At 65.0% G+C, this 12,673-nt stretch carries 11 protein-coding genes; 5 read left to right on the top strand and 6 right to left on the bottom strand.

Annotation, left to right across the window (positions count from 1 at the left end):
- Positions 1-4 precede the first annotated feature (4 nt).
- Together ACZY1F_RS04960 and ACZY1F_RS04955 are read right to left on the bottom strand one after the other, a co-directional pair.
- Positions 5-1,183: a methyltransferase gene (locus ACZY1F_RS04960; RefSeq protein ID WP_463940578.1), complete on the bottom strand. Its 1,179-nt coding sequence runs from the start codon at positions 1,181-1,183 to the stop codon at positions 5-7.
- A 205-nt stretch (positions 1,184-1,388) separates the two neighbouring features.
- Positions 1,389-1,709 carry a GYD domain-containing protein gene (locus ACZY1F_RS04955; RefSeq protein ID WP_463940577.1) on the bottom strand — a complete coding sequence of 107 codons (321 nt, stop codon included), beginning with the start codon at positions 1,707-1,709 and terminating at the stop codon, positions 1,389-1,391.
- A 187-nt stretch (positions 1,710-1,896) separates the two neighbouring features.
- On the opposite strand from ACZY1F_RS04955, the gene ACZY1F_RS04950 reads away from it, so the two are divergent.
- A complete protein-coding gene (locus ACZY1F_RS04950; RefSeq protein ID WP_463940576.1) occupies positions 1,897-2,592 on the top strand; it encodes a DUF2306 domain-containing protein in 696 nt (231 codons plus the stop codon).
- Positions 2,593-2,993: 401 nt separating this feature from the next.
- Here the strand turns inward: ACZY1F_RS04950 and ACZY1F_RS04945 are convergent, their stop codons facing one another.
- The gene (locus ACZY1F_RS04945) at positions 2,994-3,137 is read right to left on the bottom strand and encodes a hypothetical protein (protein ID WP_463940575.1); all 144 of its coding nucleotides are present in this window, start codon (positions 3,135-3,137) and stop codon (positions 2,994-2,996) included.
- A gap of 158 nt (positions 3,138-3,295) precedes the next feature.
- On the opposite strand from ACZY1F_RS04945, the gene ACZY1F_RS04940 reads away from it, so the two are divergent.
- The 3 genes from ACZY1F_RS04940 (at position 3,296) to ACZY1F_RS04930 (ending at position 7,553) form a co-directional block, all read left to right on the top strand.
- On the top strand, positions 3,296-4,066 hold the full coding sequence (locus tag ACZY1F_RS04940) for a CPBP family intramembrane glutamic endopeptidase (RefSeq protein WP_463940574.1): 771 nt from the start codon (positions 3,296-3,298) through the stop codon (positions 4,064-4,066).
- Between the two features lie 186 nt (positions 4,067-4,252).
- Positions 4,253-6,919, top strand: coding sequence for a PEP/pyruvate-binding domain-containing protein (locus ACZY1F_RS04935; protein ID WP_463940573.1), 2,667 nt, complete (start codon positions 4,253-4,255; stop codon positions 6,917-6,919).
- Between the two features lie 28 nt (positions 6,920-6,947).
- On the top strand, positions 6,948-7,553 hold the full coding sequence (locus ACZY1F_RS04930; protein ID WP_463940572.1) for a dihydrofolate reductase family protein: 606 nt from the start codon (positions 6,948-6,950) through the stop codon (positions 7,551-7,553).
- A gap of 5 nt (positions 7,554-7,558) precedes the next feature.
- On the opposite strand, the gene ACZY1F_RS04925 is transcribed toward ACZY1F_RS04930, so the two are convergent.
- From ACZY1F_RS04925 to ACZY1F_RS04915, 3 genes are all read right to left on the bottom strand, one after another.
- Positions 7,559-8,008 (bottom strand): pyridoxamine 5'-phosphate oxidase family protein, encoded by a 450-nt coding sequence (locus ACZY1F_RS04925; protein ID WP_463940571.1) that lies wholly within the window; start codon positions 8,006-8,008, stop codon positions 7,559-7,561.
- 90 nt (positions 8,009-8,098) lie between these two features.
- On the bottom strand, positions 8,099-10,540 hold the full coding sequence (locus ACZY1F_RS04920) for a cation-translocating P-type ATPase (protein WP_463940570.1): 2,442 nt from the start codon (positions 10,538-10,540) through the stop codon (positions 8,099-8,101).
- 101 nt (positions 10,541-10,641) lie between these two features.
- Positions 10,642-11,697 carry a zinc-dependent alcohol dehydrogenase family protein gene (locus ACZY1F_RS04915; protein ID WP_463940569.1) on the bottom strand — a complete coding sequence of 352 codons (1,056 nt, stop codon included), beginning with the start codon at positions 11,695-11,697 and terminating at the stop codon, positions 10,642-10,644.
- A 329-nt stretch (positions 11,698-12,026) separates the two neighbouring features.
- Here ACZY1F_RS04915 and ACZY1F_RS04910 point away from each other — a divergent pair, with 329 nt between their 5' ends.
- Entirely contained in the window at positions 12,027-12,653 is a 627-nt protein-coding gene (locus ACZY1F_RS04910; RefSeq protein WP_463940568.1) for a hypothetical protein, read from the top strand.
- Positions 12,654-12,673: the final 20 nt, after the last annotated feature.

The raw sequence follows: 12,673 nt of genomic DNA, 5'->3' as shown, positions 1-12,673 counted from the left end.
GTGACTACCGGGGAACAAGCCGCCACAGGGACGTGACCTCGGCCGAGCGCGCCTCAAACAGAGGATCATTGCGGTCCGACGCCTTCGGATGCGTTGGCTTCGTGTCGAGCCGTTCCATCACCTTCAGTCCAGCCGCCTCGATGGCGGCCAGCAGATCGCTACGCGAGCGCAGGCCCAGGTGCTCGGCCAGGTCGGAAAGCACAAGCCAGCCCTCACCGCCCGGCTCCAGATGGCTGGGGAGTTCGTTCAGGAAGCGGAACAGCATCCGGCTCCCGGGGTCGTAGACGGCGCTGTCCAGGCTGGAATGCGGCGTTGCCGGAATCCAGGGCGGGTTGCACACAATGAGCGGTGCCCGTCCGGGCGGGAACATGTCGGTCAGGACGGCCTCCGCACGGTCCTGTACACCGAGGTTCCGGAAATTCTCAGCGGCGCAGGCGATGGCACGCGGTTCATTGTCTGTCGCCACCACCCGGTGGACGCCACGGCGCGCGAGGACGGCCGCGAGCACCCCGGTGCCGGTTCCGACGTCGAACGCCAGCGTGTCAGCGGGCAGCGGAGCGGCGGCGACCAGATCCACATACTCACTCCGGGTGGGGAAGAACGTCCCATAGTGCGGGTGGATGAGGCCCTGCAGGGCATCGACGTAGACGCCATTCCGCCGCCACTGGTGGGCGCCAATTGCCCCCACAAGCTCGTGCAGGGAGACAACGGAAGATTCGCCGATTTCGCCGTACGCTTCAGCGGCGGCCTCACTGATATCCGGTGCGCGGCGCAGCGGAACCACCGGGCCCGGATCAAGGGGAATCAGCAGCAGGCCGAGAATGCGTGCACGGTGCGAGCGGGACTGGCGATGCCGATAGAATCCGTCGGCCGGAGTTTCTGCAGGCTTTTTCTTTCCGGCGCCTATCCGCCGGTCCAGGGCGTTGAGGATCTGCCGCGCGTTGTGGAAGTCACCGTGCCAGAGCATCGCAACCCCCTGTGACGCCATCCGGTACGCCTCATCGGCGGTGAGGGAGTCGGTGACCACTTCGACGCGCGTTGGCGCCGGCCTGCCGTTCGCCGAACGCCATCGCGCGGACTTGGTCTCACCAGCCTCGGCCCACGTCACGAGGACAGGCTCATCCACCTCAGCTGTGCGCGAGGGCTGGAGGGCCGACGTCGGAATTCCCACGGGAGCTGGCATGTCGGTATTGATAAATGATCCATTCCAAGAGTCCGGGGCCGGATCGGAAACTGACGATTGCGGGCGGCGATTTCCACGACGCGCATTGTCAGGATACAGGGGTGCCATGGCCGCCCCCGCCGCCGGGCCCGGGGCACCCAACCGACGCTCCGCCGTCGTAATTCCCGACGGCGGCCGCTGGCCAGATGACCCGTTGAGCCGGAACCTATTGCCCCGGGGCTCGATATGAAGGTGTCTTCTTGGCGGCTTCGTCGATATCCTCCACAGTCAGGAGCGGCTTCAGGCGCACGTTCACGTTGCCCGTCGAATTGATCATCAGTGAAAGGGCTGCAGCGCCCGCCGGGTCCGGCACATCAAAGACGCCCAGGACGTCGGTGTCCCCAAAGGCGTAGTAGAAACACTCGAGGGATCCCCCGACGGACTTGAGGGCATCCACCAGCGCGTCACGCCGTTTTGTGCCGCCTTCACGCATGAGCCCCGTGATTCCCTCGCCCACATAATTCGCTTCAAACAGATATTTGGTCATGGTCTTTCCTGTCCCGTGATGTCCAGGACGCGGGCATCCCAGCGCGTGCCTGGCACCCAGTAAGGGAGGATCCTGGACGGTCCCCGAGTGGGGCCGTGGCCACAGCATAGGCTCACAACCGTGCACTGACAACAACTTTTGCAAGCGCCACGAACTCCGGTCTCGGGGTCGGCGTCGGCGTGGCATCATGACATCAGCTACCCTTCCCCGTTCCCGCCAAAACCCCCGGACCAGGTGGCTTGTTCCGGCCTCCCTGATCCTGCTCAGCCTCGTCCCGATCATCGCCGGAGCCGTGCGCCTGACCGAATTATCGGGAGGTCAGATGACGCCGGATAATGTGCGGTTTTTCGATTCGCCGGTCCCCGTGCTGATCCACATCCCCGCTGTCACGATTTACCTGGTGCTGGGGGCGTTCCAGTTCGTTCCCTCGCTCCGCCGGGGCAAGCGCGGCAAGGCAAGCTGGCACAAGATTGCCGGACGCATTCTTGCCCCCACCGGTCTGCTCGCCGCCCTGTCCGGTCTGTGGATGGCAGTCTTCTATGACCTCCCGCCCCTGGTCGGGCCGCTGCTGCTCGTCCTTCGGCTGGTCTTCGGGTCCGCCATGGTGGCGTCCATCATCCTTGGATTCATCGCGGTGCGGCGGCGGAACTACGTCCGGCACAGCGAGTGGATGTCCCGGGCGTACGCCATCGGCATTGCCCAGGGAACCATCGTTGTGGTGACCATTCCTTGGATTCTTGTGGTGGGACCGGTGGACCAGCTGACCCGGGCCCTCCTGATAGGCGCATCTTGGGTCCTCAGCCTGGCGGTGGCCGAATACTTCATCTACCGGCGAGCCCAAAGACCCGCACCAAAGCCCCGCCCCGCCGTCCAGGCTGCCTAGGTCCGGCCGGAAGCTGCCGGAAGCTGCCGGTAGTCGGATACGTCAAAAAATTAGTAAGTGCACTTACGGATTCGGCACTACAATTAATCATGGACACGATCCCGGCGGTTATCCTCGTATTCGGGGCAGCGTTCGTCTGGCTGGGCCTGCCCGTGGTGCTTATTCTTCGCTCCCGGCGCCGCGGGGGTGGACCGAGGCCGGTGCGTCCAGCGGCGCAACCCACTGATCAGGCTCACCACCCTGCCGGCGTGCGCTGGCGCCGCCTCCGCCGGATCGCAGACCAGAACAGTGGAACTCCGGTGCGACGCCACAGCATGAAAGTCAGGAAGGTCCACGGTAAGGGCCTTCCGCTATAACCTCAAGCGCCGCCGTCGGACGCTCTGCGGTCGCCTTCCGCGGCGTCAGGACACGCGGCGGAATTGCCCTGACTGGAGCTGGACATGGATCGGCAAGACCAGCTGAATGTGTGTAGCGCCGATCGGCTCATCGAGGAGCTCATTGATGGAGGTCTGCCCTTCCAACTCGACGATCTGTTCCATGCCCATCAATCGACAATATGTGAACCACGGCCGGCGTGAATCCTAAGACACGGTTGTCGCAGCAGACAGACTCCGTTTCCGTGCCGCGGAGAGGTGCGGCACGGGCATGGTCAGCCTCGGAGTGGGCGGCCGGGTGGTCTGGTGTCCGCGGCTAGGCTATGCATGTGTCTGCAGCCCAGAGATCGGACCTGTCGTTCGGCGTGATGGTTCATGCCGGTCGTTTCGCCGTCATTATGCTGGCCCTTTGGGTAGCCCCGGCCCTGGGGATTGGTGGCTGGTACATGGGCCTCTTCGTCAATATCGTCTGCTGCGCCTATGCAGTGGCTCTGGTGAGCTATTACCGGCTATGGCACGTCATCGGCGTCGGCGTACCGTGGCGCGGCCGGACGGCGGCCTTACTGCTGCTGGTCCCACTGGCGGAAGCCTTGATGTGGGTCCTCCCCCGGGGACTGGTAGAGCAACCTCCCGGCTGGGGGCTGTGGGCGCTGACGCTGCTCTTGGTGGGTTTCAACGAAGAACTGATCAGCCGCGGAGTGGTTTTGAACAGGCTGGGGCGCAGCTTCAGGGCCTATTCGGCGGTGATCCTGACTGCTGCATTGTTCGGCCTGCAGCATCTGTCCGCTTTCGCCACCACTGGACGCGGCACGTGGGACATCCTTTCGAATGTCGCAGTCTCGGCCTGCTACGGTTTCGCGCTGGCGGCATTCCAGTACCGCTTCGCTTGGATCTGGCCGCTCATGCTCATCCATGCCTTGGCGGATTTCACTACCATCCTTGCTCGGGACCAGCATGGCGACGCCGTAGTGGTCATTACCCTTATGGTCTTCATCGGCTTCGGTGTTGCCCTGCTGCGTTTTCGTCAAGCAGAGGCCACGCTCCCTACTGATACGTCCGACGGAGAGCGGGCCAGTTCGGGCCATCCGCATCCCGGGTAGTCGGTTCCAGCCGGGCGACAGCAGGCGGCGTTGCCGTCGCGACGGAAATCAGCGCTGGCCGGTTGGCATGAGCTTGTATGCGAAGTTGCCCTCCGGGTCTATGGCCTCTTGCCTGCGGCAGTGCGAGTATGTTGAGCATCAGGTTCGCTGCAGGCGCCCCAACCCGGGCAGTAAGGACGCGCGCTCATGACCTATGTCAACAGCCTGGCGGATGTGGGAGCAGGCGACATCGCCGTGGCTGGCGGCAAAGCCGTGGGACTGGGCGGCCTCATCCAGGCCGGGCTGCCGGTCCCCCCGGGGTTTGTGCTGAACACCGCAGCCTATTCTCACTTTGTGGAAGCCAACCACCTGGAGGCCGGCATCCAGGAACTGGCAAGCGTGCCGCCGGATGCGTCGCCACAGGACTACGAGGACGCCTCGGAGCAGCTCCGTGCCCTGTTCACAGGTGGCACCATGCCGGCCGAGATCGCAGCGGAACTCGCCGCTGCCTACGGGCATCTCGGCGGACGTCTCGACGGCGGGAATGCGGCTGTTGCGGTGCGCTCCTCTGCCACGGCCGAGGACCTCGCCTCCGCCAGCTTCGCCGGGCAACAGGAAACATACCTGAATGTCCGCGGGGCCGCGGCCTTGTCCGTGGCCGTGATCGATTGCTGGGCTTCGCTGTGGACGGCACGGGCCATGGCATACCGGGCCCGTGCAGGCATCGGACCTGGCTCGGTTCGCCTCGCCGTCGTGGTCCAGAGAATGGTCCCGGCCGATGCATCCGGGGTGATGTTCACCGCCAACCCGGCCAACGGGCGCCGCGACCAGACGGTGATCAGTGCCGCGTGGGGCCTGGGCGAGTCAGTGGTCAGCGGTACGGTCACCACTGATGACGTGGTTGTCGACGCCGGGACGGGTTCCGTGCTGTCGCGACAAACCGCCGACAAGGCGGTCATGACTGTCTATGCCGAGCACGGCACCCGGGAGCAGCCGGTGCCGGGCGAGCGCCGTCGTCGGCCCGTCCTCGACGACGGTGCCGCAGCCGCGCTCGCCGGGTATGGCACACGGAGTGCGGATCATTTCGGGGCGCCGCAGGACATCGAGTGGGCGCGGGCCGCTGACAGGTTCTTCATCCTGCAGTCCCGGGCCATCACCGCGCTGCCCGAACAGGCGGCCGACACCCCGGAAACCTGGCCAGTGCCCTTCCCCAAGGGGATGTACTTCCGGGCGAGCATCGTGGAACAGCTCCCCGACCCGCTCTCGCCGCTGTTTGCCGACCTCATTGACGGCTCGGTGTCCCGCTCGCTGCGAGCCTTGATGAACGAGGCCGTGGGTACGAACGTCATCCGCGAAGACGACGTGGGCCTGCCCACCATCAACGGCTACGCCTATTACTACTACCGCACCTCGGGAATGTGGCGGGTTATGGGAAAGGCACTGACGGCGGTGCGCGCGCTGGCACGCGGTCAGGCGCACATGGGAGTGGCCGGCTGGCGCGAATTTTCGCATCCCCGGTACGAACAGGTGATCAAAGACTGGTCTACGAAGCCGGTCACCGAGCTCTCCGGTGCGCAACTGCTGGAAGGTGTGCAGGCGCTGCTGGACGCCGGCACCGTGTACTACACAGCCGTGCAGTCCATCATTCCGCTCGCCGCCACCAGCGAGCTCTCGTTCCGGGCGTACTACGACAAGTTCGTCCGGCGCGACGGCGATCCCCCCGCCGTGACGTTCATCCTCGGCTACGACAGCGAACCGATCCGGGCGGAGAAGTCGCTGTACGGCCTGGCAGCCTGGGCCCGCGGCGTCCCCGGGCTCGCCTCGGCGATTCTCCACGAACCGACGACGGCGTTGGCCGAGTCCCAGCGCACGGGCTTCCCGCCTGCCGGGTTCGCAGAGTCGTTGTGGCAGCTGTGGCGTCTCCGCTTCCAGGACCACCTCGGCCGGTTCGGCCACGCGGTTTACAACCTGGACTTCGCCAGCCCGGTACCGGCCGACGATCCGTCAGCGCTGCTGGACGCGGTCAAGTTCTACCTGCGGGGGCAGGGCACTGACCCCCATGAGCGGCAGCGGCTGTCCGCCGAGCGGCGGGAGGACGCAGCCGGCCGGATCAGCACGCGGCTCGGGCCGCGCCGCCGGGCCGCATTCCTGCGTCTGCTCCGGTGGGCACAGAACACCGCGCCGATCCGCGAGGACGCCCTGGCCGACGTCGGCCTGGCCTGGCCGCTGTTGCGGCGGATGCTGCTCGAACTCGGCCAGCGGCTGGTGGACTCCGCTGTCATCTCCGAGCCCGGCGATGTGTTCTGGCTGCGCCACCAGGAGCTGCGCAGCGCCGTCGAGTTTGGGCTGGCCGCGCCGGGAGCCCCGGAGGTGGCGATAGCCGGAGCTTCCCAGCCTGTCCGCGCCGCCGCCGTCGAGGAGCGCAAGATGCTGTGGCGTGGCCAGGTGAAGGCCGCCGCCCCGCAAATGCTGCCGGAGAGCCGGTGGATGGAAAAGGCCTTCGGGTCCATGATGCCCGCAGGTTCGCAGCACCAAACCGGTGACGTCATCAAGGGCACCGGCGCGAGCTCGGGCCGGGTCACCGCTCCGGCCCGCGTCCTCCGCGGGCCCCAGGACTTCGCCCTGATGGAGCCCGGAGAGGTGCTCGTCGCCCGCATCACCACGCCCGCCTGGACCTCGCTGTTCGCGATGGCCTCTGCGGTGGTAACCGACGTCGGAGGCCCGTTAAGCCACAGCTCCATCGTGGCCCGGGAGTACGGCATTCCCGCTGTGCTCGGCACCGGAGTGGCCACCCAGCGGCTCGCCAGCGGCCAGCAGATCCGCGTGGACGGCGACGCCGGCACCGTCACGATCGATCGTCCCGGCCCTACCTAGGGGCCGGACCGGGTGGCATGATGGGCGCATGAGCCGAGTCACGTGCGACCTGACCATCTCCCTCGACGGCTTCCTCGCCGGACCGAACCAAAGCTCTGCTGACCCGTTGGGCGAGGGCGGCGAACTCCTCCACCGGTGGATGTTCGAGGAACCCGAGTCCAACGCTGCGGCGATCGAAGGCATCCTCGCGGCGGGCGCTTTCATCATGGGACGGAACATGTTCGCCGGCCCCGGTCCCGGCGCGTGGGATGAGGACTGGCGGGGCTGGTGGGGCGAGGAGCCCCCGTATCACGCACCGGTGTTCGTCCTCACCCACCAGCCACGCGCGCCCCTGGAGATGCAGGGCGGCACCACGTTCAACTTCGTGACCGACGGGATCGAATCGGCGCTGGCCCAGGCACGGGAGGCCGCCGGCAGCAAGGACGTGGCCATCGCCGGCGGAGCGGAAACCGCCCGGCAATACCTCGCAGCGGGGCTCATGGACGAACTGCGGCTCCATATCTCGCCCATCATCCTGGGAGCAGGCGAACGGCTGCTCGACGGCGTCGGCAACGTCACGCTTGAGCCGACCGAAGTGAGCGGTACCGGCCTCGTGACGCACGTGCGGTACCGGGTCACCCCGCCGAAGCGCTGACGCTTTCAGGGCTCCCGCGGTGACCACCATCGTGCGGACGGATCGATGGCAAACTGGCGTCCAGTGATTTCCGTCGGCGTAATGCGGAACAGATAGTCCTTGGACCCTGGTTCCCAGGGAGACAGGCCCTCATCCAATTTGCCGTGATCAACTCCGCTCTCCGGAAGAGCTTCAGGACGGCCTTTAACCACGACGCTCCATGCAATGGTTCCGTAAGGGTTGAGGCCGTCAGCCTCCAGCGCGACCGGTCCACCTTCCAGCAACGCGTCCAATTTGGTCCCTGGGCCTGTCCGGAAAAGCAGCGATCCATCCTCGGGCAGGTAATTCACCGGAAAGATTTCCGGTCCGGTGCTGCCGATTAACGCCAGTCGGCCGACGGAAGTGGACCGGAGGGACCTCCAGCACGCGTGTGTGCCAAGAACCTTTGATACTGGTGACTCTTCGAAGTTGTTCATGTGCCGAGCATACATACGTGACGGTTCAAGGCGGTGGAGCTCTCTCAGGGGGCCCTACCCGGCCCTCGACGTTGATGCTCTGAGCTGGCACTAAATGGTGGACGTCGGATCAGCGTTGAGACGCCGGCGGTGGAAGCGAAACAGGAGTTCGACGGCGAGGACGCCAGCGAGGGCTACGAGCACCGATGCTGTCAGGCGCTCCTGGCCCAGCACGGTGAACTCAAAAAAGTCCTGGAGGAGAGGCACGGTCAGCACAAGCGCGAGGGCGGCATACATGACACCAATGATCAATACCCGCCAACGGTTCAGGGGCCGCGAAAGAACGACCAACACCCACAATGCGATCAGCGTCAGCACAAGAACGGAACCGGTCCGCGCCGCGGCGCTGGTGCCGGACTCCGCCCATAGGAAATACGCGTTGATGGCGAGGACGGCAAGAGCGATGATGAGCCCGGCCGGGACGGCGAAGGACAGCGAGCGCTTCAGGAAGCCTGGCCGGTAGCGGCGGGCGTTCGGCATCAGCGCCAGGAAAAACGCAGGGATTCCTATGGTGATGCCGTCCGTCGCGGATAACTGGCGGGGCAGGAACGGGAAACCCCACAGCAGAGCGCCGAAAATTACCGAGAGGATGACCGCGTAAGCCGTTTTGGCGAGGAACAGCATGGAGACTCGCTCGATGTTCGCGATGACGCGTCGGCCTTCGCCGACGACGCCCGGGAGTCTGTCGAATCGACCGTCCAGCAGCACCAGCCGCGACACGGCTTTCGTCGCGGCAGCAGCCGAATCCATGGCGATGCCGATGTCTGCTTCCTTCAGTGCCAGGGCATCATTGACGCCATCACCGGTCATGGCCACGACGTGGCCACGCCTTTGCAGCGCGCGGACCATGTCCTTCTTCTGGGCGGGCGTGACCCGGCCGAACACGTGATGGTGCTCCATCACGTCAGCCAACTCTTCAGGATCTTCGGGCAGTTGGCGGGCGTCGAAGCCGCCGTCCGTGTCCACACCGACCTCCCGCGCAACCGCTGCGACGGTCCGGGGATCATCCCCGGAGATGATCCTCAGCCCGACGCCCTGATCCCTGAAATAGGACAGCGTCTGGGCTGCGTCCGGTCGGACCTGTTCACGGAAGGTGAGCAGAACGGCGGGAGCCAGGGTGGCGGGGAGCACGGCGTCGTCCTCGTCCCGGGCGGTGGGGAGCTCGGGTGTGTGGGCCAGGACGAGTGTTCGCAGACCTGTGGTGGCAAGTCCGGCCGCTGTCGCGAGTGCGTGGTCCGCGCCGATGGTCCGTGGGTCCAGGACAATCTCCGGGGCCCCCAACAGCCACGTCCCGGCAAGGGGGGTGCCGGCGGGAAAGCTGACCGCGCTCCACTTCCTTGCGGAGGAGAACGGAATTGAGGAGAGCGGACGGGTGGCCCCGTCATAGGCAAAGGCGTTGGCCAGGCACCGGGCGGTGGCGTTGGCATTCTGGTCTGCACCGAACCAGCCCAGCACCTGCTTCCACCCTGCGGGCGGTTCGGTGCCGGAGTCGTGGCTGGCGTCGAAAACGATCCTGCCCACGGTGAGGGTACCTGTCTTATCCAGGCACAGCACGTCAACCCGGGCGAGCCCCTCCACCGCGGCCAATTCCTGAATGAGCACTTTTTGACGCGCCAACCGGACGGCGCCTACCGCGAAGGCCACACTTGTCATGAGCACCAGGCCCAGCGGAATCATGGCGATGACGCTTGCGACGGCACCGACTGCCCCGGCTGTCCAGGTTCCGGTGGCGATGGCGTGCTGCCATCCGCCCTGGCCTTGCATCTGTCCGTTGACGACCACGGCCATGATGGGCAGCAGTGCCACCGTAATCCATCGAAGGATCCGGTTGAGCCCATGCCGGATCTCTGAATGGACCAGGGTGAAGCGTTTGGCCTCGGCTGTCAGGCGGCTCGCGAAGGACTCCGCCCCTACCCTGGTAACCGATGCCCGGCCATGGCCGCTGACGATGCTGGAGCCGGACAGCACTTCGGCGCCGGCACCCTTTTCCACGGCATCCGATTCGCCGGTGAGCAGGGACTCGTCGACCTCCAGGCCTTCTGCGTCCAGCATCACGGCATCCGCTGGGACCTGGTCTCCGGCGCGGAGGACCAGGATATCGTCCTGAACAACGTCTTCAACGTCGATCTCCTGAACAATGCCATCCCGCAGCACCCGTGCCCGTGGAGAGTTCAGGACAGCAAGGCGATCCAGTGACTGTTTCGCCCTGTATTCCTGGACGACACCGATCAAGGCGTTACTGACAGCTGCGAATCCGAACAACGCGTCCCGCCACTGTCCCAACAGCAAGAGCAGCACGAAGCTACCCGCGACGATGCCGTTGAAAAGGGTCAGGACGTTGGCCCTGAAGATTTCCCACAGGCTCCGGCTTGAACGGTCGGGCGCAATGTTGATCGAACCGGCCTGGACGCGTACGGCAACCTCGTGCGCCGAAAGCCCCGTCCTCTCGGGCGTTTCAGTAGGACCGTGTGCTGCGTGCCCCTGCCCGGTCACGTCGCTCCCACGGCGGTCGATCTTTGGAAATTCATCTTAACCCTCCTGTATCCAGGGATCCGGATGTGCCGGTCAGGGGGCTGCATCCCTGGAGCATCTGCTCAAGCGTTGAGTATTACCTTGAGCGCCTTGGTTTCGGCGGCCCGGGAGAAGGTGTCGTATGCCTTTTCGATGTCATGGAGATCGAAGGTGTGGCTGACGAATTGGTCCACCGCTAGTTTTTGTTGGGCGACGAGCTTGAGTAGCGTGCCGGTCGTGTTGGTGTTGACCAGGCCGGTGGTGATGGTGATGTTCGAGATCCAGAGTTTGTCCAGCGGCAGGTCCACACCTCTGCCGTGTACCCCCACGTTGGCGACGTGACCGGCGGGCCTGACCATCTCGAGGCCCATGGCGAAGGTCTCCGGTATTCCCACAGCTTCGATGGCAACGTCGACTCCGAGGCCGTCGGTGAGGGCAAGCACCTGGTCCTTCCAGCCAGGATCCGTCGACACAACGCCGTCTGTGGCGCCGAATAGTTTCGCCTGCTCCACACGGTTCCGGTCGACGTCGATTGCGATGATTCGTGCGGGACCGTAGAGCTGCGCTGTGGTGATAGCGGCGAGCCCGACAGGACCGGCACCAATCACCGCGACGACGTCCCCGGGCTTGACGGCCCCGTACTGCACGCCGATTTCGTGGCCGGTGGGCAGGATGTCGGAAAGCAGTGTTCCCGCTTGGGGGCTGACGCCGTCGGGGATTTTGTAGACGGAAGTCTCGGCGTACGGGACGCGCACGTACTCGGCCTGTGTCCCGTCGATGAGGTGCCCGAGGATCCAACCGATCCCTGCCACTCCCTCTTCCCCCAGGCAGTGGGAGAAGACTCCCTTTTTGCAGTAGTCGCAATGCCCGCATGCGGAGATACACGAGATGATCACACGGTCGCCGATGCTAAGGCCAGTAACGGCGGACCCGATCTCAGTGATCGTGCCGACGCCCTCGTGCCCGAGAATGCGACCGACTTCGACAGCCGGAACGTCGCCTTTGAGGATGTGCAGGTCGGTGCCGCAAATGGTTGTGGTTTCGATCTTCACAATGATGTCGGTGGGCTTCTGAACCTTGGGATCCGGTACGTCTTCCCAGGCCTTTTGGCCGGGACCGTGGTAAACAAGCGCTTTCATCGTCGTTCCTTCGATCGGCCAAGGCGCTCTCACCTGAGGGCTGCGTTCGGCGGCATCGCTGTAATCCACGAGTTGCGCTAAGCGTATACGTCCTGTTGCTTGGCCACAGCGTGACCAAGCCAATAGCCGCCATGGTCAGGAGGATTCCATGACTTGTGGGCACTATCGCCGGTTAGCGGCGCACACTGGGAGAGGAGGGGTTCGTCGCCTCACCGCCGTCGAGGACGCGAGATGACATGCAATTGCCCCGAAAACACCCAAGCACCCACCTTCGGCAGCAGTCGTTCGGTCGCGACCACGCTGGCGACGTCGGCATGAAGGGCTCATTCATGCGGCGATGGGTGCTGACAGTCACGGTAGGGGAAACGATCGGATTCATGATCCCGGCTGCGGTGGGTGGAGTATTGGCGCTGGCCGTCGTACCCGGCTTTGTCGTCTACCCGCTGATGATTGCCGCCGGCGCATGCGAAGGGGCCCTGCTCGGAGTCGCGCAATCGATCGGCTTTGGTCCATCGGCCGTCCGGCGTTCCTGGTGGGTCATGGCTACCGCAGGGGGTGCCGCAGTCGCATGGTCCATCGGTATGCTGCCCAGCACGATCGCCGGCTTCGATCCGGGCTCTCCGTCAGCTCTGCCCTGGATTATCGGGGGCGCGGTGCTGCTCTTGGTGTCGATTCCGGCCCTCCAGTGGCTTGTCCTGCGTCGCCTGATCCCGCGTTCCTACTGGTGGATTCCCGTCAACTCTCTTGCGTGGGCAGTCGGCATCCTCTGGACCATGGCGCCGTCGCCGTTCATCGACGAAAAGACACCGTTTCCGGCGCTCTTTATGACCTACTTGCTGGCGGGCATGCTTATGGCTGCCACCGTGGCTTCACTGACCGGCTTCGCTGCGCGGCGAGTTGTGGAGTCCGCAACCGGCAAGGGAGCAGGAAGTACTGAGGCCGTCGCACCCGGGTAGCAGAAACGACCCTTCGAATG

It is taken from the genome of Pseudarthrobacter xylosi (assembly GCF_055412765.1).
This window is presented reverse-complemented; position numbering and strand designations above follow the sequence as displayed.